This is a genomic window from Saliphagus sp. LR7, assembly GCF_003344565.1.
GTDB lineage: Archaea > Halobacteriota > Halobacteria > Halobacteriales > Natrialbaceae > Saliphagus > Saliphagus infecundisoli.
In genome coordinates this window covers 229,283-250,846 of sequence record NZ_QPND01000004.1, presented here as the reverse complement: position 1 = coordinate 250,846, position 21,564 = coordinate 229,283, and the positions used below count along the sequence as shown (strand labels likewise).

General features: G+C 67.7%; 19 protein-coding genes and 1 pseudogene. 12 read left to right on the top strand and 8 right to left on the bottom strand.

The features are described 5' to 3' along the window. Positions 1–96 precede the first annotated feature (96 nt). Entirely contained in the window at positions 97–330 is a 234-nt protein-coding gene (locus DVH23_RS08350; RefSeq protein ID WP_198667877.1) for a hypothetical protein, read from the top strand. On the opposite strand, the gene DVH23_RS08345 is transcribed toward DVH23_RS08350, so the two are convergent. The 4 genes from DVH23_RS08345 to DVH23_RS08330 all read right to left on the bottom strand — a co-directional run bounded on the left by DVH23_RS08345 (position 327) and on the right by DVH23_RS08330 (position 3,164). Next, a complete protein-coding gene (locus DVH23_RS08345; RefSeq protein ID WP_114576975.1) occupies positions 327–953 on the bottom strand; it encodes a winged helix-turn-helix transcriptional regulator in 627 nt (208 codons plus the stop codon). The two genes, DVH23_RS08350 and DVH23_RS08345, sit on opposite strands and share 4 nt — an antisense overlap. Before the next feature lie 80 nt (positions 954–1,033). Beyond that, the gene (locus DVH23_RS08340; RefSeq protein ID WP_114576974.1) at positions 1,034–2,173 is read right to left on the bottom strand and encodes an SPFH domain-containing protein; all 1,140 of its coding nucleotides are present in this window, start codon (positions 2,171–2,173) and stop codon (positions 1,034–1,036) included. Positions 2,174–2,233: 60 nt separating this feature from the next. Next, entirely contained in the window at positions 2,234–2,800 is a 567-nt protein-coding gene (locus tag DVH23_RS08335; protein ID WP_114576973.1) for an NfeD family protein, read from the bottom strand. A 49-nt stretch (positions 2,801–2,849) separates the two neighbouring features. Continuing rightward, positions 2,850–3,164 carry a hypothetical protein gene (locus tag DVH23_RS08330; protein WP_114576972.1) on the bottom strand — a complete coding sequence of 105 codons (315 nt, stop codon included), beginning with the start codon at positions 3,162–3,164 and terminating at the stop codon, positions 2,850–2,852. 87 nt (positions 3,165–3,251) lie between these two features. On the opposite strand from DVH23_RS08330, the gene DVH23_RS08325 reads away from it, so the two are divergent. Further along, complete coding sequence (locus DVH23_RS08325; protein WP_114576971.1) at positions 3,252–4,451, top strand: site-2 protease family protein; 1,200 nt, start codon at positions 3,252–3,254, stop codon at positions 4,449–4,451. A gap of 7 nt (positions 4,452–4,458) precedes the next feature. Here DVH23_RS08325 and DVH23_RS08320 read toward each other — a convergent pair whose 3' ends face one another. Together DVH23_RS08320 and leuS are read right to left on the bottom strand one after the other, a co-directional pair. Next, complete coding sequence (locus DVH23_RS08320) at positions 4,459–5,442, bottom strand: formyltetrahydrofolate deformylase (RefSeq protein ID WP_114576970.1); 984 nt, start codon at positions 5,440–5,442, stop codon at positions 4,459–4,461. Between the two features lie 85 nt (positions 5,443–5,527). Then, positions 5,528–8,227, bottom strand: a complete 2,700-nt coding sequence (gene leuS, locus DVH23_RS08315; protein ID WP_114576969.1) for a leucine--tRNA ligase — start codon at positions 8,225–8,227, stop codon at positions 5,528–5,530. 394 nt (positions 8,228–8,621) lie between these two features. Here leuS and DVH23_RS08310 point away from each other — a divergent pair, with 394 nt between their 5' ends. From DVH23_RS08310 to DVH23_RS08300, 3 genes are all read left to right on the top strand, one after another. Next, positions 8,622–10,322, top strand: coding sequence for a nitrite/sulfite reductase (locus DVH23_RS08310; RefSeq protein ID WP_114576968.1), 1,701 nt, complete (start codon positions 8,622–8,624; stop codon positions 10,320–10,322). Further along, positions 10,312–11,997 (top strand): Coenzyme F420 hydrogenase/dehydrogenase, beta subunit C-terminal domain, encoded by a 1,686-nt coding sequence (locus DVH23_RS08305; protein WP_114576967.1) that lies wholly within the window; start codon positions 10,312–10,314, stop codon positions 11,995–11,997. Before DVH23_RS08310 ends, DVH23_RS08305 begins: the two co-directional genes overlap by 11 nt. Before the next feature lie 163 nt (positions 11,998–12,160). Beyond that, on the top strand, positions 12,161–12,586 hold the full coding sequence (locus tag DVH23_RS08300) for a hypothetical protein (RefSeq protein ID WP_114576966.1): 426 nt from the start codon (positions 12,161–12,163) through the stop codon (positions 12,584–12,586). Positions 12,587–12,983: 397 nt separating this feature from the next. Here the strand turns inward: DVH23_RS08300 and DVH23_RS08295 are convergent, their stop codons facing one another. Further along, on the bottom strand, positions 12,984–13,475 hold the full coding sequence (locus DVH23_RS08295; protein WP_114576965.1) for a DoxX family protein: 492 nt from the start codon (positions 13,473–13,475) through the stop codon (positions 12,984–12,986). A gap of 141 nt (positions 13,476–13,616) precedes the next feature. Here DVH23_RS08295 and DVH23_RS08290 point away from each other — a divergent pair, with 141 nt between their 5' ends. The 3 genes and pseudogenes from DVH23_RS08290 to DVH23_RS08280 all read left to right on the top strand — a co-directional run bounded on the left by DVH23_RS08290 (position 13,617) and on the right by DVH23_RS08280 (position 16,468). After that, positions 13,617–14,786, top strand: a complete 1,170-nt coding sequence (locus tag DVH23_RS08290; protein WP_114577065.1) for an MFS transporter — start codon at positions 13,617–13,619, stop codon at positions 14,784–14,786. A 129-nt stretch (positions 14,787–14,915) separates the two neighbouring features. After that, positions 14,916–15,536, top strand: a pseudogene (locus DVH23_RS08285) (DUF4397 domain-containing protein); the annotation flags it as partial. 734 nt (positions 15,537–16,270) lie between these two features. Further along, positions 16,271–16,468, top strand: coding sequence for a hypothetical protein (locus DVH23_RS08280; RefSeq protein WP_114576964.1), 198 nt, complete (start codon positions 16,271–16,273; stop codon positions 16,466–16,468). 84 nt (positions 16,469–16,552) lie between these two features. On the opposite strand, the gene DVH23_RS08275 is transcribed toward DVH23_RS08280, so the two are convergent. Continuing rightward, positions 16,553–16,825, bottom strand: a complete 273-nt coding sequence (locus DVH23_RS08275; RefSeq protein WP_114576963.1) for a PadR family transcriptional regulator — start codon at positions 16,823–16,825, stop codon at positions 16,553–16,555. Positions 16,826–16,942: 117 nt separating this feature from the next. Here DVH23_RS08275 and DVH23_RS08270 point away from each other — a divergent pair, with 117 nt between their 5' ends. From DVH23_RS08270 to DVH23_RS08255, 4 genes are all read left to right on the top strand, one after another. Then, complete coding sequence (locus tag DVH23_RS08270) at positions 16,943–17,488, top strand: NUDIX hydrolase (RefSeq protein WP_114576962.1); 546 nt, start codon at positions 16,943–16,945, stop codon at positions 17,486–17,488. A gap of 123 nt (positions 17,489–17,611) precedes the next feature. Then, positions 17,612–19,078, top strand: coding sequence for a tRNA guanosine(15) transglycosylase TgtA (gene tgtA / locus DVH23_RS08265; RefSeq protein ID WP_114577064.1), 1,467 nt, complete (start codon positions 17,612–17,614; stop codon positions 19,076–19,078). 43 nt (positions 19,079–19,121) lie between these two features. Further along, positions 19,122–20,879: an archaeosine synthase subunit alpha gene (gene arcS / locus DVH23_RS08260; RefSeq protein ID WP_114576961.1), complete on the top strand. Its 1,758-nt coding sequence runs from the start codon at positions 19,122–19,124 to the stop codon at positions 20,877–20,879. A gap of 95 nt (positions 20,880–20,974) precedes the next feature. Next, a complete protein-coding gene (locus DVH23_RS08255; RefSeq protein ID WP_318247891.1) occupies positions 20,975–21,559 on the top strand; it encodes a DUF308 domain-containing protein in 585 nt (194 codons plus the stop codon). The last annotated feature ends 5 nt before the right edge of the window (positions 21,560–21,564 follow it).

The window sequence follows — 21,564 nt, the reverse complement described above, 5'->3', positions numbered from 1 at the left end:
CGGAATACGGAGGTTACTGACGGGAAAACCGCTATCGGGCACCGGGTTAACCTGACGTACCAAACCCCCTAAGGCCGATTCGACCGACTACCCGATATGGCCACGACGCTGGCACCCGACCTCACGAGCAAACAGCGACGGATCCTCCGATACCTCCGGGAGAACGCGGCGACCAAGACCTACTTCAAGTCCAGGCTCATCGGCAACGAACTCGACATGACCCCCAAGGAGGTCGGCTCGAACATCACCGCCCTCCAGGAGGGCAACTATGGAGTGGACGTCGAGAAGTGGGGCTACTCCTCGAGCACCACCTGGAAAGTGAGCGTCTAGCCGTCGTAACGCACCAGTCCGTCGGCCTCGGCCGCGAGCGTCCGCGCACGATCCCCGAAGGAGTCGGCGTGGGCCACGAGGAGCAGGAGGATCGTTTCGGGGCGTTCGACCGCGTAGCCGTCGGCCCGCGAGAGCAGCCCCGCCTCCTCTAGCTCGCCGGCGTACTTGCTGACCGTCGGCGCCGACACCCCCAGACTGGTCGCGAGTTCGCTCGCGGTCGCCTCCGGGCGGGCCAGTAGTTCGATCAGCATTCCCCGGGGCGTTTCCCGCCGGAGGTAGCCGAGCGCCTGCTTCTCGAAGGCGTCGAACCGACCGGCGGCGACGAAGCGCTTGTAGTCGCCGTCCCGGAACCGCTCGACGACGCCCTCCTCCTCGAGCCGGCGGAGGTGGTGTTGGGTCTCGCCGGTGCCGAGTTTGAGGTCGTCCCTGATCTTCGAGAAGTGGGCGCCGGGGGTCGTCGAGAGGTAGCCGGCGATCGCGTCGCGGGCCTCGCTGCCGCCCGTCTCGGACCCCTCGTCGGACTCCGAGAGGCGCGCCAGCGGCGAGGCCGCCCCGACGGCGGCGAACCTGCGGAGCGTCGCCCGTTTGCGTTCGTCGACGCCGTCGGTTCCCTGGCCCGCCATGCTGTCTTACCCTTCCGAACGTGCCCCGGCGTAAAACGCGTTTCGCTCGGGCCGCCCCGCGAACGCCGCGGGGATCGTGGCTACTCGTCGGGTTCGGGCTCGGGAGCCTCCTCGAACTCCTGGCCCATGTCCGCGATCACGTCGTCGGAGTTCGAGATGTCCCCCGCTCCCTTCCCCTCCTTGATCGCCTGGGCCTGTTGTTCGAGCTCCTCTAGGTCCATCTCGGCTTCCTCGTCGATCTCGCCGATGATCTCGGCGATGTCGTCGAGCCCGATCAGCTCGCGGGTCTCCTCGTCGAACTCGAGGCTCTCCAGACTTCCGTCGCCCTCGCTGACGTCGCTGCCCGTGAGGTGTTTGCCGTAGCGCCCGACCATCGAGGACAGCTCCTGGGGGAGGACGAACGTCGTCGACTCGGACTGGCCGATCTCCGAGAGCGTCTCCATCCCCTGGTCGATGATCGCGCGCTCGCCCATCGATTCGGCCGAGCGCGCACGGAGGACCGTCGAGATCGCATCCCCCTGGGCCTCTAAGATCTGGCTCTGTTTCTCACCCTGGGCGCGGATGATTTCGGACTGCTTGTCACCCTCCGCTTTCTCGACGGCACTGCGGCGTTCGCCCTGTGCCTCGAGGATCATCGCACGCCGTTTGCGCTCGGCGGACGTCTGTTGCTCCATCGCGCGCTGGACGTCCTGGGAGGGGTTCACTTCCCTCACTTCGACGCTCTCGACCCGAATGCCCCACTCGTCGGTCGGCTCGTCGAGTTCCGTGCGAATGCGGGTGTTGATCTCCTCGCGCTTCGAGAGGGTGTCGTCGAGTTCCATGTCGCCCAGCACCGCCCGCAGCGTCGTCTGTGCGAGGTTCGAGACCGCGCGTTTGTAGTCGTCGACCTCGAGGAACGCCTTCTTGGCGTCCATCACCTTGATGTAGACGACGGCGTCGGCGGTGACCGGCGAGTTGTCCCGCGTGATCGCTTCCTGACGGGGAACGTCGAGCGTCTGTGTCCGCATGTCGAACTTGTAGGTGTTCGAGACGAACGGCGGGATCACGTTGATCCCGGGCTCGAGCAGCTTTCGGTACTCCCCGAAGACGGTCAGCGCTCGCTTCTCGTAGGCGTTGACGATCTCGATCGCGCTCAGCAGGGCGGCGAGCACGACGACCAGTACGAGCGCGCCGATCGCCAGCCCGACCTCGGCCTGGAGGACGATTGGTTCGAATGCCATACGAGCGACTTGTAGCTGTAGCGTAAAAAGCGTTCCCTTGGGGGAGTGACAGGTCCGGCCTCAGCCCGACTTCTCGGTTTCGGTGGCACGGTCGGTCCCCCGCTCGCTCTCCCGGCTCGCGGCCTCGCGGGCGAGCGCCCGGTCGATCTCGTCGTCCCCGAGCCCGCCGAGGGGGGCGACGGTGAGGACGTTCCCTCCGCCCGGATCGAGGACGATCACCTCCTCGCCCTCGGGGATCGGCTCGTCGGCCGTCCGCGCGCTGTAGTGGGGGCTAAAACCGCCCTCCTCGAGTTTGACCTCGCCGCTTCGGTTCGTGACTCGCTCGGTGACGTAGCCAGTCCGTCCCGAAAGCGAGTCCGAGTCGCTGGTCTGGGCGGTGCCTTTTCCGCCGTAGAAGTCGAACTCGCGGTAGATCCAGGTCGCGGCCGCGCCGAACAGCAGGGTGAGCGCGGCCATCACGAGCGGCCCCGCGATCGGGGGGAAGAGCACGCCGATCAGGCCCGCCCCGACCAGCGCGACGCCGACCACGATCAGGTGCGCGCCGGGGGAGACCGCCTCGAGGACCATAAGGACGAGCCCCGCCCCGAGAAGGGCGAGGGGCAGGTTCTCGACGAGGAATTCGACCATGACGGCGACTAAGGTCTCGGCATGATTAAAGGTTTACCGCCCCTCGATCTCAGATCCCGAACCCGGCAGCGACGAGGCGGACGAGGACGCCGACCATCACGAGCGCGCCCAGGAGGACGAACGCGGCGTTCTCGGCCGACGGGCTCCCCCGGACGACCGACGCGGAGTTCGGTTCGGGCGCGCGCGGCCCCCCCTCGCCGTCCCCGCGGTCGTCGTCGTTTCCCGCCGCCCGCTCCTCTATGTCCGCCAGCGAGAACTCCCACTCTTCGTCCTCGTCGGACTCCTCCGGGCCGGCGTCGGAGGTGGCGGCGAACTCGCCGTCCTCGCCGCCGCCCGACTGCTCGCCTGCCGGGTCCTCGCTCATGGGGCCGCGTACGGCCTCGAGGATCAAAAGCCCGCCGACGGCCGGGGCGGCGGCGCGTTTAAGGGCGTTCCCCCGGTATCCCTCCGCATGAAGGGGTTCCGGATCGGGTCGCTGTTTGGCATTCCGATCAAGCTCGACCTGACGTTCCTGCTCGTCCTTCCGCTGTTTGCCTACCTCATCGGCGTCCAGATTGAGCCGACCGCCGAGATCTTAAACGAGCTCTGGGGCGCCGAGATCGCCGTCGAACCGCTGACCGCCGGGACGATGCCCTGGGTGTTGGGGCTCGTCGCCGCCGTCGGCCTCTTCGTCGGCGTCGTCGCACACGAACTCGGTCACTCGCTTACCGCCCAACGCTACGGGTTCCCGATCGAGTCGATCACGCTCTGGCTGTTCGGCGGGATCGCCTCGCTGTCGGAGATGCCCGAGGACTGGCGCCAGGAGTTCGCCATCGCCATCGCCGGTCCGATCGTCAGCGTCCTCGTCGGCGCCGTCTCCTACGTCGCCTTCCTCGCGACCCCCGGCGTCCTCGAGGGGACCCTCTCCTCGGGAGCCGTAGACGGCATCCGGTTCGTGCTCGGCTACCTCGCCGTCCTCAACATTGCGCTCGCGATCTTCAACATGGTGCCCGCGTTCCCGATGGACGGCGGCCGGATCCTCCGGGCGCTGCTGGCCCGGTCTCGGCCGTACGCACGCGCGACCCAGCAGGCCGCCAGCGTCGGGAAGACGTTCGCCGTCCTGATGGGGCTGTTCGGCCTGCTGGCCTGGAACGTGATCCTGATCGGCGTCGCGCTGTTCGTCTACATCGGCGCCGCAAGCGAGTCCCAGCAGGTGACGATGAAAGCCGCCTTCGAGGGCGTCACCGTCGCCGACATCATGACCCCCGCCTCCGACCTCCACACCGTCACCCCGGAGACGACCGTCGCCGAACTCGTCTCGCGGATGTTCCGCGAGCGCCACACCGGCTACCCGGTCATAGAGAACGACCGCCTGGTCGGCCTCGTCACGCTCGACGACGCCCGCGAGGTGCGGGAGGTCGAACGCGACGCCTACACCGTCGAGGAGGTGATGTCGACCGACCTGAAGACGATCACCGCCGACGCGGGCGCGATGACCGCGATCGAACGCATCCAGGGGGAAGGGATCGGCCGGCTGCTCGTCGTCGACGACGAGGCGGCCCGGGATCCCGACCTCGTCGGCTTGATCTCCCGGACCGACCTCATGACCGCGTTCAACGTCATACAGCAGAGCGGCGCGGCCGGCGCCGCCGGACGCCAGCCCGCCGACTGACACCGGGTCAGTCGCCGGCCGCGTCCTTCGGGGTATCGCCGTCGTCGGACGAGCCGACCGCGCTTGCGAGCCCGTCGACCGGCCGGTCGGGAACGAGTTCGCGGTGCTCTTCGTGCAGGCCGAGCTGGTACTCTCCTTCACCCTCCCGGACCGTCGTCCGGCCGCGGTGGACCGAGACGTCGCCGTTCAGGTGGAGCCGGACCGCCTCGAGCAGGGCATCGGCCTCGAGGGGCTGGCCGCGGCGTTTCATCTCGCCCAGGTCGGCGTCGTCAGGGACGTCGAACGCCCGCTGGGTGATGATCGGCCCCTGATCAAGATCCGTGGTGACGTAGTGGGCGGTGACCCCTGCGACCCGGACCCCCTCTTCGACGGCCTGGCGGTAGGCCTCGGCGCCGGGGAACGCCGGCAGCAAGGAGGGGTGGACGTTGATGATGCGGTCCTCGTACCGGAAGACGACGTTCGGGCTGAGGATCCGCATGTAGCGCGCCAGCACGATCAGGTCGGCGTCGTACTCGGCGAGCAGCGAGAGGAGGCGCTCCTCGTTCTGGGCGCCGCTCTCGGACCCGATGTCGTGGAAGGGGACGTCGTAGTGTTCGGCGAGGGGCCGGAGGTCGTCGTGGTTGGCGATGACGACGCCGATGTCCGCCCCGAGGTCGCCGTTGGCCCACGCCTCGAACAGCGCCTCGAGACAGTGGCTCTCCTTGGTCGCGAGGACGGCGATCTGCTGGCTCTCGCGGTCGGCCGGAAAGCGGACCTGGACGTCGAGTCCGAGGTCGTCGCCGAGTTCCTGGAGGTCGGCCCGGAGCGTGTCCTCCGTACAGACCATGTCGGAGGTGTCGACCGCGAGGTACATCCGGAAGACGCCCTCCCTGACCGCCTGATCCAGGTCCTCGATGTTGATCCCGCGCTCGAAGAGGAGGCTCGTCACTCGGGCGATCAGTCCCGTGTCGTCGTCCCCGATGACCGTGATCTCGGTCACGTCGGTCGTCATCGCTCCCACCTCCCGCGGGTCGTTCGAACCATTACCAGCGGGGAGACGACGGGCAGATAAAAGGATTCAGGTCCTCGTTCGCGACTCACTCGACGATCTCGATCGCCGGCCGACCGGGTTCGGCGTCACCGGCGTCGGGGTCGGCGTCGACGACACGGACGGGCGCGTCGAACTCGCGTTCGATCAGCCAGGCCGCCGACTCGAGGGCTGCGCGTTCCTCCTCTCGCGCGAGCGTCGGCTCTAAGGCCTCGCGTCCCGCCTGGAGGTCCTGGCCGTAGTCGGCGGCCGCGTCGCCGTGTTCGCGGATCTCCTCGACTCCCATCAGGTCGCCGATCAGGTTCGGCGACTCCGACTCGAGGGCGACCTCGAGGGCACGGTACGTCCAGTCGGGCGCGACCGCGAGTTCGATCCGTTCGGGGTCGTCGATGCCGGCGACCTCGATTATGTCGCGGACGTCCCCGCGGGTGTTCTCGACGAGGCGACGCCGGCGCTCTGCGTGCTCGCGGTCGGCGTCGCTGTCGGGCCAGTTGGCCTCGGCGACGAATCCCTCCCCGCCGAGTTCGTCGTGGAGCTCCTCGGTCAGGTGGGGGGCGACGGGCGCGAGCAGCCGGACGACGGCGGCGAGCCCGCGCTCGTAGGTCTCCGCGTGGGGTTCGGTGTAGTCGGCGTACTGGCGCAGCGTTCGAACCAGGTCCTGGGCCTTCCGGGTCGCCCGGTTGAACGTCAGTTCCTCGTACTCCTCGGTGGCGATGGCGACCGTCGCCGCTATCTCGCTTTCGACGTAGCTCGCGACCGCGTCGTCGTCCCCGTCGGGGTCGTCCTCCACGAACGACTCGACCATCCCGCGCAACCGATTCAGGAAGGCGTGCGTCGAGCGGACGCCCTCCTCGCTCCAGTCGAAGTCGCGCTCCGGCTGGGCGGCCTGCATCATGAACAGCCGGGCGGTGTCGGCGCCGTACTCCGCAACGATCTCCTGGGGAGAGACGACGTTTCCCTTCGACTTCGACATCTTCGACCCGTCGAGCAGCACCATCCCCTGGGCGAGATAGTCCGTGAAGGGCTCCCGATGTTCGAGACCCTCGTGGTCGGCGAGCACCTTCGTGAAAAAGCGCGAGTACAGCAGGTGCATCACAGCGTGTTCGATCCCGCCGACGTACTGATCGACGGGCATCCAGTCGTTGGCCCGTTCGACGTCGAAGGGGGCGCTCTCTATGTCGGGCGAGACGTACCTGAGGAAATACCACGAAGAGTCGACGAACGTGTCCATCGTGTCGGTCTCCCGTTCGGCCTCCGCCCTGCAGTCGGGACAGGTCGTTTCCTTCCACTCCTCGGCCGCGTCGAGGGGATTCCCGGTGGTGTTGACGAACTCGGGCAACTCGACGGGCAGGTCCTCGTCGGGAACCATCACGGGACCGCACGACTCGCAGTGGACGACCGGAATCGGCGTCCCCCAGTAGCGCTGGCGGGAGATCCCCCAGTCCCGGAGCCGGTACTGGGTCGCCTCCTCGGCGCCCTCGGTGTCGGCGGTGATCCGTTCGCGGGCCGCCTCGCTCTCGAGGCCGATGTACTCCTCGGAGTTCACCAGCACGCCGTCGTCGGTGAACGCGGACTCGCTCACGTCGGGCGCGTCGGGCACGGTTCCCGAATCGGGGTTCCAGTCGTCGGGTACGGGAGCCACCACGGGCTCGATGGGAACGTCCATCTTCTCGGCGAAGGCGTGGTCGCGGTCGTCGTGGCCCGGGACGCCCATCAGGGCGCCCGTCCCGACGTCCGAGAGGACGAAGTCGGCGACGAACACCGGAAGCTCCTCGCCGGTGACGGGGTTCGTCGCCGTCAGATCAGTCCGGACGCCGTTGGGTTCGTCGCCTTCGGGGTCGGCCTCCTCCTCGACGAACCGGCGAACCTCGGGGTCGTCCTCGGCGACCGTCTCGCTGATCGGGTGGTCGGGCGCCAGCGCGAAGAACGTCGCGCCGAAGACGGTGTCCGCGCGGGTCGTAAACGCCTCGACGGTGCCGTACTCCGTGCTCCCCGTATCATCCTCGTCCGAGGCGCCGGGCGCCTCGCCGATCTCGAACGGCAGGCGGGTGCCGTACTGGCGGCCGATCCAGTTTCGCTGCATCCCCCGAACCGGGTCGGGCCACCCCTCGAGGCCGTCGATGGCGTCCAGGAGTTCGTCGGCGTACCGGGTGATCTCGAGGAACCACTGGGAGAGTTCCCGCTGGGTGACGGGCGTATCACACCGCCAGCAGATCTCGACCCCGTCCTCGAGTTCGACCTGCTCGTCGGCGAGGACGGTTTCACAGCTCGGACACCAGTTGACCTCGGCGTCCCGCCGGGAGACCAGCCCCTCCTCGTGAAAGCGCGAGAACAGCCACTGGTTCCACCGGAAGTAGTCGGGTTCGCAGGTCGTGATCTCCCGCTCCCAGTCGTAGCCAAAGCCCATCGACTCCATCTGACCTTTCATGCGAGCGATGCACTCCTCGGTCCACTCCCGGGGGTTCGTGTCGCGTTCTTTCGCGGCGTTTTCGGCGGGTAATCCGAAGGCGTCCCACCCCATCGGGTGGAGCACCTCCTCGCCGGACATCCGGAGGTAGCGGGCGTAGGCGTCGGTGATGGTGTAGTTGCGGACGTGGCCCATGTGGAGTTCGCCGGAGGGGTAGGGGTACATCCCGAGGACGTAGGCGGGGTCCGTCGCGTCGTCGGGCGTCCGGTAGACGTCGGCGTCGGCCCACGCCTCCTGCCAGCGTCGCTCGACCGTCTCGTGGTCGTAGCCGTCGGCGCTCATTGCCTAGTCCTGGTCGGATGAGACCCCTATACCTTTCGAAGGGGTGAGCCCGCGACCCACGGACCGCCGTGCCCGACTACGGGCAAGTATTGCCCCGTCGTCTCCGGACGAGGGAGCCCGTTCGCGGGGATCCTGCCCGATCCGTCGCCTCTCGAAGGGCCCGGGACCGGACGGGGCGACGATACCGGCACCGATTGCCGGTGTATCCCAGTCACGTCAGTGTTCGCCCCTTTGCGCGCCCGTATAGGTCGTGGAGCGTACTACACCTCTAAGATGGATCTACCGACCGCCCAGTCGATCGATTCCGAAACGGCCATCCCCGCCGAGGGGGGAGACAATCCATGAACGCCGGAAGAGCGGGCGCTTTCGAGCCCACGCGAACGGGGTGGTTCGCGTGAACACGGTCGAGCAACACAAACAGGAGAAACATCCCCTCGACGTCATCGAGGACCTCCAGGGGTACGCCGACGAGGGCCTCTCGTTCGCCGAGATCGAGGAGGAGGCCGGCGGCGGCGAGTGGGAGCGCCTGAAGTGGGCCGGGATGTACACCCAGAAACAGGACGACTTCTTCATGGTCCGCACGAAGGTCCCCGGTGGATACCTCACGCCCGAACAGGCCGAGGTCATCGGCAAGGTCACCGACGACCTCGCTACCGCGCCCGAGGAACACGGCGGCGCCGAACAGAACGAACTCTGGGGCGACGCCTACCTCGACATCACGACCCGCCAGGACATCCAGAAACACTGGATCGAGGTCGAGGACGTCCCCGAGATGTGGGAGCGATACGAGGAGGTCGGGCTGACGACGATCCAGGGCTGTGGCGATTCGGCGAGAAACGTGCTCGGCTGTCCCGCCGCCGGCCTCGACGACCACGAGTGTTTCGACGCCCAGCCCGTCATCGACGCCGTCTCGGAGTTCTTCACCGAGAATCGGGAGTACGCCAACCTCCCCCGCAAGTTCAAGATGACGATCACGGGCTGTACCCACGACTGCGCCCAGTCCCAGATCAACGACGTCGGGCTGGTCCCCGCTCGCAAGGAGATCGACGGCCAGCAGTACTACGGCTTCCACGCCCGCCTCGGCGGCGGGCTGTCCGACGGTCCACGAATGGCCTCGAACGTCGACGTCTTCATCCCACCCGAGGACACGGTGGAGTTCTGTCGTGCGGTCGCCCAGACGTTCAAGGAACTCGGCGACCGGCACAACCGCGGCGTCTGTCGAATGCGCTACCTCGTCGAGCAGGTCGGCCCCGAGAAGTTCGAGGAGGCCGTCCGCGACCGCTGTACCGTCGATCTCCCGACCGCGGGCGAGGGGCTGACAACGGGCTACCGGGGCGACCACGTCGGCGTCCACGACCAGAAAGAGGAGGGGCTGCAGTACGTCGGCTTCAACGTGATCGCCGGCCGGATGGGCGGCGACGAGTTCGCCGAGGCCGCCCGCGCCGCAAAGAAGTACGGCACCGACGAGGCATCGGTCCGGCTCGCGACGGATCAGAACTTCCTCATCACGCACATCCCCGAGGAGAACGTCGAGGACCTCCTGGCGGAGCCGTTCGCCCGGGAGTACCAGCCCGACCCCGGCCCGTTTTCGAGAGGTGCCGTCGGCTGTACGGGCAACGAGTTCTGTAACTACGCGATCATCGAGACCAAAAAGCGGACCAAGCGCTGGGCCCGCGAACTCGACGAGCGCATCGACGTCCCCGACGAGATCGACGTCGTCCGGACCCACATGTCGGGCTGTTCGGCCTCCTGTGCCCAGCCACAGATCGCCGACATCGGCTTCCGAGGGGAGACGGTCAAGCTGGAAGACGAACACAGCCCCAATGCCGAGGGCGACAACATCGTCGAGGGAATGGACTTCGGGCTGGGCGGCGCGCTCGGCGCGGACAACGAGTTCCTCGACTGGGTCGAGACCGCCGTCCCCGCCGGTGCCGTCATCCCGGCAATCGAACAGCTCTTCGAGGCGTATGCCGACGAGCGGACCGAGGGCGAACGCTTCTACGAGTGGTGTCGGCGAGTGGACAACGACCGGCTCCGGGACGTGATGCGCCAGGCAGACGCCCCCGTTACGCGAGGTGTTGCCCATGGGGACTGATAGCGAGGGCGAACGCAGTGAGCCCTCGAAGGAAGCGAGCGGCGGAGCCGCGAGCCGCGAGGACGAGCGCAGCGAGTCCTCGGAAGAGCGAGCGTTCCCCGGCGTTCCTGACGTCGGAGAGGACGACGAGGACGTGAGCGTACCGCCGACCCAGAGTGCGCGCAGCCACGACCACCAGGGCGCCGACGCGCCGTCGAAGGCGTTCGACGCCCAGCAGGGCGGTCACGGTGGCCACGATCACGCCGACGACGAGAGCGAGAGCTGCTCGCCCCAGACCTGCACCTGTGGAGCCCAAACCGAGCAGAAGCAGGCCGTCACGGACGGCGGCGGCGTCGCCAACGTCGACGAGAACGGCTCGCTGGGCGACCTCAAATTCACCGAACCCGCCGCCGAGGGGACGAGCCAGGACATCGAGGGGACGGACCCGACGCCTCGCGTCGGCGTCCCCGAGGGCGTCTCCCTCGACACCCCCGACTACTCGATCCGGTCGCGGATGAACGACATCGAGACGCCCGACGAGAAGACCTGGTTCATGGAACTCGACGAGGCCGTCATCGACGAGGGCCGGTGTATCCAGTGTGGGACCTGCGTCGCGGCCTGTCCCTCCGACTCGATCGGGATCGGCGACGACGACCTGCCCGAGTTAGTGAAAATGTGTACCGGCTGTTCGCTCTGCTGGGACTTCTGCCCCCGTGGCGGACTCCGGTACGAGCGTCAGTGGAAGATCACCGGTGGCGACGACAACGTCAAGGGCGCGGGCGATCCGATCACGGAGTTCTCAGCGAAGGTCGAGGACGACTGGACCGACGGGGCTCAGGACGGCGGCGTCGTCACCGGCGTGCTCTCGACGCTGCTCGAGAAGGGCGAGATCGACGGCGCCCTGATCGCGACCGAGAGCGACGAGGAGGCCTGGAAGGCCGAGAGCTACCTCGCGACGAGCCACGAGGATCTGATCGAGAACGCCGGCACCATCTACAACCAGACGATGGCGCTTGGCAACCTCGACCTCTCGAAGTGGGAGCACAAGCTCCCCGACAAATCCTGGGACGAGATGAGCCTCGCGCTCGTGGGCACCCCCTGTGAGATCGAGGGGATCCGCGCGCTCCAGGACTTCGAGTGGGACTACCAGAAGCAGAACGAGGGCGTTCGCGCCGTCGATTATACGATCGCGCTGATGTGTACGAAGAACTTCAACTACCACAGCCTGATGGGCGAGATGTTAGAGGAGCAACGCGGCATCTCTCCCGACGAGATCGGCAAGATGGACGTCCTCCACGGGAAGATGATGGTCTACGGCCACGACGGCGAGATGATCGTAGAGGAGGACATCGAGAACTTCCACGACGCCGCCCTCAAGGGCTGTGACGAGTGTGCGGACTTCACGGGCTACGCCGCCGACATCACCGTCGGCTCCGTCGGCTCCTCGGACGAGTACTCGAGCGTGATCGTCCGGACCGAACAGGGGATGGACGCCTGGGAGCTCACCGAACCCAATCTGGACTACCACGACCTGGAGGACCGCGGCGCGATCGGCGGCCTCCAGAGCTGGGACAAGAAGAAGGCCTTCGAGAGCCTGCAGCGGCCGTTCGACCCCGACGCGCCACGGTTCATCGACTACACCGACCACGCCGAGAACTACGGGACCGCGCTCAATCCCCACGATACGGGGCACTGAGCGCTCGTCGATCGGAGTCCACTCACGCCGTGGCACCAGTCGGGTTCTCCCTCGTACAGGTACGGATCCATCAATCGGCTTCTCGCCCGTTGTGAGCGGCGGTGAGAAGCCAGATAGCGTGAGGCCCCAAACACTTTTCCAAAGATAATTCAAATAGTAGAACATGAACTGGACGGGCTGGCTGTCCGGGATCCCGGAGAGGCCGCCGACGTGGACGGAGGTCATTATCGGCCTTCTCATCGCTATTACAACTACCCTAGATCTTCTCTCCCCGTCGACGATGTCGATCCCTGGGGTAGGTATCGGATTTCTTACGTTCGCCGTCGCGCTCGGCCCGGCATCCACGACGGCGTTAGGCACCCGAATCGGACAGTGGTTCAGAGAGATCGGCGCTGCTGGGCGAGCAACTGCCATTATTCTGTTTGCTATCGGAGTCGCGATCACATACCGGATAGAGGCAGTCCCGAACTCTCTCCTTCATGGCATTGGAACCGGCGGACTCCTGGCTACTCTTCTGTACATGACCGCACACATCATATCGGCAGGTGAAGTATCCGGCTGGAAACCAAACCGGAAGTGGACTGAGTGAAAGCGAGGATATTGAATATCGTATCTTGTCGAAATAGGGATATCCGAGTCGATCCACCTATGGGAACAACGATGAGTTCAACGAACTCGTTATCCGAGTTTTCGTACTAAACACGAGATCCAATCAGAAAGCGACCGTACTAAAGAAATACATTGGCTCGCTTCAGGTGCCAACCTTTTGCCGAGCGACCGAGCACCGCGAGGGAGCGCAGCGCAAAAGGTTGATCAAAAGCACTCCTCCCTCCCCGTTGGGTCGGTCGTCGGCCCGCTCGCTCACTCCGTTCGTTCGCGGGTGCCGTGCTTGTCCTACAGCCTCAACTGAGCAAGCTATTCCATCGACCGCAAGCGTCGCTGTCGGGACGAAACCACGAAAAACCGGTCGAACGCGAACGTGAGCGTCAGTCCGATTTCCGGCCGAGGCCGAGCAGCGCGAGCGCCGCGCCCAGCAACGCCGTGTTCTTCAGGAACTGGATCAGCTCCTGCTGGTAGCCCTCTTCGTCCTCCTCGTTCCAGAAGTCGTGCATCACGGGGGTAACGCCGGCAAGGAAGCCGACGACGCCGGCGGCAGCAGCGGACGGGAGCCGCCAGAGGGCGATCCCGACGCTACCGGCGAGGAGTCCGCCGCTGATCGCGGGGACCGAGATATCGGGACGGGGCGCGCCTTTCGCCTCGGCATAGGCGATCCGACCCTCCAGATTGCGGAGGTTGTCGATGGCGTTGTACGCGAGGACGCCCCCGAACAGGAGCCGGCCGAGGCGGAACAGCGGCGCCGTCTCGACGGCCCCTTCGGCGGCGTCCTCTCGTGGTTCCGGTTCGACTTCGGGATCGGGCTCCGAGCCCGATCGGAACTCGTTCGCGCGTCGCTCGAGCGATTTCGATAGTCGACTCATCGCTCGGAAATCGGCCCTCGAACGGGGTATGTCTTCGGGATCCGGAGTGGGTCGAGTGGCATTCCCTCCCTCGATTTGAGCGATTCCGGAAAGAGCGGCCGGCTTCCGAAGGGCGAGGGCCGTCGGGCGTCGAGCGAGAGCGTGCGCTGGCGCTACCGGGAGACCGTTCTCGCGCTGTGTACGGCCGCGCTGTTCGTGACGATGGCCGGCCGGCTGGCGATCAGCCCGGTCGTTCCCGAGATTGCCGCCGACTTCTCGGTCTCGAACGGGGTCCTGGGTGCGGCGCTGTCCGGAATGTGGGTCGCCTACGCGCTCGCGCAGTTTCCCAGCGGCGTGCTTGCCGACCGGATCGGCGAGCGCCCCGTCATCCTCGCCTCGATCGGCGGAACGGGGATCGCGGCCGTCGTGATCGCGCTCTCGCCGGGCCTGCCCACGTTCGTCGTCGGGACGATACTGCTGGGCGGGCTCGCGGGACTGCACTACAGCGTCGCGACCTCCTTGCTGACCCGGACATACGACGGGATCGGGACCGCGATCGGGATCCACAACGGCGGGGCGCCGCTCGCGGGGGTCGTGACCCCGGTCGTCGTCGCCTGGGTCGCCGTCGCCGCCGGCTGGCGGGTCGCCGTCGGGCTCGCGGGGCTCGTCGCCGTCCCGGTCTTCGCGCTCTTCGCCTGGCGGGTGCGCCCGACCGAGCCCCGCCGGCCCGACGAGCCGATGCGCGCCCGGCTCGAGCCGGGGACGATCCGGGAGCTGCTCACCCGGCGCTCGATCGTCTTCACGGGGATCATCGCGGTCATCTGTGACTTCACCTGGCAGGCGCTCGCCTCCTTTCTCCCGACCTTCTTCGTCGCCTACCACGACTACTCGGCGACGTTCGCTGGGACGCTGTTCGCCGTCTACTTCCTCGCCCAGGGGGTGTTGCAGATCGGTGTGGGCATGCTGGCCGACCGCGTCGGACGGGACGCGACGACCGCGGGCTGTATGGTCGCCGGAATCGCCGGGCTGGGCGCGCTCGTCCTCGCGCCCGGCCTCTGGACCATCGTCGCCGGCCTCCTCTCGCTCGCGGTGGGGATGGGGTGGGCCGCCGCCGTCTTCCCCCGGTTCATGGACCTCCTCTCGGCCGACGAGCAGGGGGCGGGCTTCGGGCTGATCCGGACGGCCTACATGATCGTCGCCGCCTCGGGGTCGGTCGTCGTCGGCTCGCTGGCCGACGCCTTCGGCTGGGCCGTCGCCTTCGGCTTCCCGACCGCGCTCCTGGGCGTCGTCTGCCTGCTGTTGGTCGCGAACTGGACCGTCGGCCTCGAGTAGCGCGGTGTAGGCTCCGGTTTCGCGCGTGCAGGCCGATCCTACGCCCGTTTCATCGGGGAAACGCCGCGACGATCGGCGAAACCGACTGCACCGTATTTCCCCCGTCCCGTCCCCGCTTCACCCGCAACCATGACGACGACACGACGATCCACGCTCGCGGCGATCGGTGGTATCGGCGCTCTGGCGGCGGCCGGTCCCGTCCTCGGGATCGGCGACCACGCGGACGACGAGCGCGACGACGCCAACGAGACCGACGACACGAACGGAACGGACGACGCTGGCGAAGAGTCGGCCCCGACCGCGGCGGTCCGGGTCGCACACTTCTCGCCGGACGCGCCGAACGTCGACATCTACGTCGACGACGAGCAGGTGCTCGCGGACGTCGCCTACGACACCATCTCCCCGTACCTCGAGATCGCACCCGGCAGCTACCAGGTGAAGATTACGGCCGCTGGTGACCCCGAAACCGTCGTCTTCGACGAGGAGGTCCCCGTCAGCCGGGCGTTCTATACGATCGCTGCGGTCGGCGAACTCGGGGCCGGCACGTTCCGGGCGATGGTCCTGACTGACGCCGGCTCGGCACTGATCCGGCTGGTCCACGCCTCGCCGGACGCCCCTGCGGTCGACGTCGTCGGCAGCGACAGCCCCCTGGCGCTGTTCGAGAACGTCGCCTTCGGCGAGATGACGAACTACGTCGCGCTCCCGGCGGCGACGTACTCTCTGGACGTCCGCCCGGCCGCTGGCGACGGGGAGTCGGCGGGGATGACGACGGAGACCGACGACGCCAACGAGACCGGGTGGAACGAGACGGACAGCAACGAAACGGTCGGCAACGAGACCGACACCAACGAGACCGACGGGGCCGACGACGCGGGAGCCGACGATGCCGTTGCGAGCGTCGAGGTCACCCTCGAGACGGGAACGGCCTACACCGCGTTCGCGACGGGCTACCTCGGCGCCGAGCCCCCGTTCGCGGTCAGGCTCGCGGTCGATGGGCCGAACGGGGAACCGGCCGGCGAGATGGCAGCCGACGACGGAGAGGAGTCCGTAGAGGACGATCCCAACGACACCGACGAGGAGATGGGTGAGAACGAAACCGACGACGGCCTCAACGACACCGACGACAACGAGACGGACCTCGACGACACTGACGACGATCTCAACGACACCGACGATGACGACGGGTTCGGCGACGACGACAACGAGACGAACGGCTTCGGCGACGACAACGAAAGCGACGACGGTCTCAACGACACTGACGACGACAACGAGACGGATGGCTTCGGCGACGACAACGACTCCGAGTACGGCAACGAGACGGACGACGACTGCGGCTGCTGAGCGCCCCGGCCGGGGCGAACTCCGCTTCTACCGAAGAGCGCTCGAGTGCGAACCCCGTCCGACGAGAACGATCCGGAGCCCTCTATAGAGGAACTAGCAGCGGTTTTATCTCCGGGTGACCCTCCCCGAACCGGAGAACACGCATGAACGGGACCACGGACGGCTCCGACGGTCGCCCCGGCGCGAGGGACCGAACGACGACGGTCCCTCTCGAGGCCGTCGTCGTCCGCTACGAGCACCGGCCCGATCGACGTACGCTCTCGCCGAAGGAGAGGGCGACGCGAACGGCCTGGCTCACCGCCGACCTCGAGGCGTTCGTCGATCTGGACGATGCCCGATAGCAACTCGGACGGACCGCTGTACGCCGTTTCCGGAACCGGCCAACGGCGAGGCGATCACACCGGGAAACAGGGGGTCAGTCCGCCTCAGACCTCGACATAGCGTTCGGTCCATTCCCGGCGTTCCTCCAAGGCGCGTTCGCCCCGGTCGGTGAGCGCGTAGTAGTTCGTCCGTCGGTCGCGTTCGCCCTTTTCGACGAGGCCGCACTCGACCAAGGCATCGAGGTTCGGATAGAGCCGGCCGTGGGTGACCTCCTCGACGTAGTCGTCGATGTCCGCCATGATCTCCCGACCGGACGGCTCGTCCGTGCCCGCGATGACGTACAGCAGGTCGCGCTGGAAGCCGGTGAGTTCGTCCATGGTCTCGAAAACGGGGAGTCGTCCGCCCCGACCTTCGTTACACGGCTGGTACACCGAATCAGGAACCGCGTAGCGACGGTGGCTCGCCTTTTTGTGGCGGCCGCCCGACCTCCGCCCATGGACTCCGAACTGGCGTGGGAGACAGTCGCGCGGCGGACCGCGTATAGCTGTGACGGCTTCGAGATCCGCAACGAGCGGGTGGCCCTCCCCGACGGGACCGAGACCGAGTTCGACTACCTTTCGGAGCCCGAAAGCGTCTGTATCCTCCCCCTTACGCCCGACGACCGGGTCGTCTGCATCGAGGAGTGGCGCCAGGCCGTCTCCCGGGTCAACCGGGGCCTCCCCGTCGGCAGCACCGAACCCGACGACGACTCCCTCGAGGCCGCGGCCCGCCGGGAACTCCGCGAGGAGACCGGCCACGAGGCCGAGGACCTCGAGCACCTGCTCACCGCCGAGCCTGCAAACGGCATCGCGGACAGCGTGATCCACTTCTTCGTCGCCTCCGGCTGTCGGCCGACCGCCGCCCAGCAGTTGGACGACGACGAAACCATCCGCGTCGCCGAGACGTCCCTCGAGGACCTGCTCTCGGAGATCGAATCGGGCGACCTCCGGGACGGGCGAGCGATACTCGCGGTGACGTACTACCGGCTGTTCGGGGAGTGATCCGGGCCGCCGTACCCGTCCGCCGGGGAACCGCGATCCGTCTGCGGTTCTCCCGGAGTGATCGAGGGCGGCCCGGATGAAAGAACGGAACGGTTTACCGCCCCGCGGGCGAACGGCCACCAGATGCGCGATCGTTTCGAACTCCGAGAGACCGACGCCGGCGGGCGGATCGGCGAACTCCGCGTGCCGCGTGCAGGGGTCACCGTCGAGACCCCCGCCCTGCTGCCGGTCATCAACCCCAACATCGACACGATCGCACCGCGCCGGCTCGCCGAGGAGTTCGGCGCCGAGGCCCTCATCACGAACGCCTACATCATCCACGACACTCCGGACCTCCGCGAGCAGGCGCTTTCGGAGGGCCTGCACGGAATGCTCGACTTTCCGGGTGCGATCATGACCGACTCCGGCTCGTTCCAGCTGGCCGAGTACGGCGAGATCTCCGTGACCACCGAGGAGATCCTCTCCTTCCAGGCCGGGATCGGTTCGGACATCGCGACCCCCGTCGATCTCCCGACGCCGCCCGACGCCCCCCGCGAACGTGCCGCGGCGGACCTCGAGACCACCCAGGAACGCCTCACGATCGCAGAAGGGGTTGACGTCGGCGACACCCTCGTGAGCGCGCCGGTTCAGGGCTCGACCCACCTCGACCTCCGGGAGGACGCCGCTCGCCACGCCGACGGCACTGACCTCGACGTCTTCCCGATCGGCGCGGTCGTCCCCCTCCTCAACGACTACCGCTACGCCGAGACGGTCGACGTCGTCGCGGCCGCCAAACGGGGCCTCGGAGCCGACGCGCCGGTCCACCTCTTCGGCGCCGGCCACCCGATGATGTTCGCCCTCGCCGCGGCCGCGGGCTGTGATCTCTTCGATTCGGCGGCCTACGCCATCTACGCCCGCGACGACCGCTACCTCACCGTCCGGGGCACCCGCCACCTGGCGGACATCGACTACCTCCCCTGTTCGTGTCCGGTCTGTCTCGAACACACCCCCGACGAACTCCGCGCGCTCCCGGACAAGCCCCGCGAGAAGGCACTCGCCGCCCACAATCTTCACGTGAGCTTCGCCGAGATCCGCCGGATCAGGGAGGCGATCCGGGAGGGGAATCTCTTGGAACTCGTCGAGGCCCGCGCGCGCTCGCACCCGGCGATGCTCTCGGGCTACCGCGCACTTCTGGAGCACGCCGACCAGTACGAACGGTCGGACCCGGTCTCGAAAGGGACCTTCTTCTACGTCTCCGCGGAGAGCGCCGCCCGGCCCGAAGTCCTGCGGCACCACCGCCGGCTCGAACGCCTTTCCGTACCGGACTCCCTGCTGCTCGCTGAGGGCGACGTCTCCGGCGGGGAGTACGACGAGGTCTGGACGCTCCGCCCGCCGTTCGGCCCGGTCCCGCCCGCGCTGGTCCAGAGCTATCCCCTGAATACCGACCCGCCCGAACGGCCCGACCGGGCGATTCGCGTCGCGGCCCTCCGGGGGGTCGCCCGGCTCGCCGAGGCGAACCCCGACAGCGAGCTAGCGGTCGCCCACGAGGGGTGGCCCCCCGGCATCCTCGCGGCGCTGCCCGATCGGGTCGAGACGATCGACACGAAGTAATGGAGACCGACAGCCTCTTTCGCCCGCTCGCGTCCATAGAGGTATGACCGACTACTTCGAGGTCCACGCCCGGGACGGGCCCGCCCGCCTCGGCGAACTCCGCCTCGATCCCCCGCTTGCGACCCCCGCTACCGTCGGCGACCGCCTCGCCGACGCCGGCTCGCTGTGGGCCGACGAACGCGAGGTACCCGAGGGCAGCGAGGGGGAGCTGACGGTGCTCCCCCACCGCGGACTCCCCGGCGGGACCCCCGAGGAGGTCCGCGAGTCGTTTTCCGTCGAGTATCCCGACGTCGAGTATCCCAGCGCCGCGGTGATCTCGAGTGCGTCGCCGGAGGCCCACGCGGTCGACGCCTACCTCCTCTCGGATGGCCAGTCGATCGTCGGCCACGGCGCCTCCTTCGTCTCCGGGATCGTCTCCGTCCGGGAGGCGATCCAGCCCGACACCCTCCTGGTCCTCTCGGGAGTCGCCACGCCCAGAAACGTCGCGACGCTCGTCTACGCCGGCGTGGACGCGGTGGACGCCGCCCGCGCGACCGCCGAGGGCACTCGAGGCCGATACCTCACGACCGAGGGCGACCGCCGACTGTCCGATCTCGAGGAACTGCCGTGTGCGTGTCCAGCCTGCCGGACGCCCGTCGAGGAGTTCACCCGCGCCGACTGCGCCGAACACAACGAGAACGCCCTCCGTGCGGAACTGGCCGTCGTCCGCCAGCGGATCCGCGAGGGACGGCTCCGGGACTACGTCGAGGGCCAGGCCCGCCACGACCAGTGGCTCACGGCGACCATGAGAGAGCTCGACGACCGGTGGGGGTATATCGAGGAGCGCGCGCCGATCCTCCGGGAGGCCGAGATGACCGCCGCGACGGGCGACACCATCCGGCGACCAGAGATCCGCCGGTACGCCGACCGGGTGACGACGCGCTATCGCAATCGGTTCGAGAATCCGCTCGTGCTCGTCCCCTGTTCGGCCCGGAAACCCTACAGCGAGTCCAAGAGCCACGGCCGCTTTCACGACGCGATCGGTTGGCGGGCCCACCTCGTCTCGATGACCTCGCCCATCGGTGTGGTTCCCCAGGAACTCGAGACGACCTACCCCGCCCAACAGTACGACACGGTCGTGACGGGCCGGTGGACCGAAGAGGAGACGGCGTTCGTCGCCCGCGTGCTCCGGCGCTATCTCGAGCGAAACGAGTATCCCGAAATCGTCGCCCACGTGCCGACCGAGGGATATCGGGAGATCGTTGAGCGCGTCGAGAGCGATCTCGCCCTCGACGTCACGTACACCGTCCCGGAGGGCGCCCACCCCACGGACGAGAGTTCGTTGGAGAACCTCGCCGAGGCCCTCGCGGGCGAACTGAAGTACTCGAAACGCGAGCGCGAGCACAACACCGTCCGTGCGATCGCCGACTACCTCCTCGGGGACGGCGCGGGCGACGACCTCTTTCCCGACCTCCGGACCACGGGACGCTATCCGAAACTGCAGGTCCGCGACGGCGACGACACGCAACTCGCGACGATGGTGCCCCGCTACGGCACCCTCTCGTTTACCCTGGAGGGCGCCCGGCGGTGGGTCGAGAGTTCGGTCCCGACCAAACGCGTCGAGATCGACTCGTTTACGCCCCACGGAAGCGTGCTCGCGCCGGGAGTCGTCAGCGCCGACGAGGGAATCCGCGTCGGCGACGAGGTCGTCATCGAGGGACCGCGGGCGTTCGCGGTCGGGCGCGCGGAGATGTTCGGCCGGGAGATGGAAGGGAGCACGCGGGGCGTGGCCTGTGAGGTCCGCCACGTCGAGGAGCAGTGAGTTCGGAACGCGGACCGGTCGCCCGCCCGGAGTTACTGTCAAATCGTGTATCGGTATTATCGTCGTCGCCGGCGTACTGGTAGCCGGTGACACCCATGGCAGAATACACCGACGAGCAGTACGTATCGGAGGAACGAACCGAATCGATGCCCGCCCGGCGCCCGCTCGCGATCGCGGGGATCGTCCTCGGGGCGATCGGCGTCCTGGCGATCATCGCACCCTTTCTCGCCGGGATCTCGATCGCCTACGCGATCGGCGCGCTCCTGGTCGTCAGTGGGGTCGTCAACGCGGCCCACGCGGTTACCGCCGGAAGCTGGCGGGGGCGGCTCTGGCAGGTCGCGCTCTCGGCCGTCTCCCTGATTGCGGGGCTGCTCGTCCTCGCGAACCCGGTCGTGGGGGTCGCGTCGCTGACGCTGTTGTTGATCGCGTACCTGGTGGTCGACGGCGTCGCCGAACTGGTTGTCGCCGCCCGGATGGCCGGAGCGGGTCGGGGCTGGATCGCCGCAAGCGGCGCGCTCTCGCTGATCCTCGGGCTGGCGCTGTGGGCCGGCTTCCCCGCGGACGCGGGCTGGGTGCTCGGCGTCTTCGTCGGCGCGAGCCTGCTCGCGACCGGGATCTCGATGCTGCTGGTCGCCTACGGCGGACGGACCGCCGGGTCGACGGCCGCGACGCCGATGTAACTCCC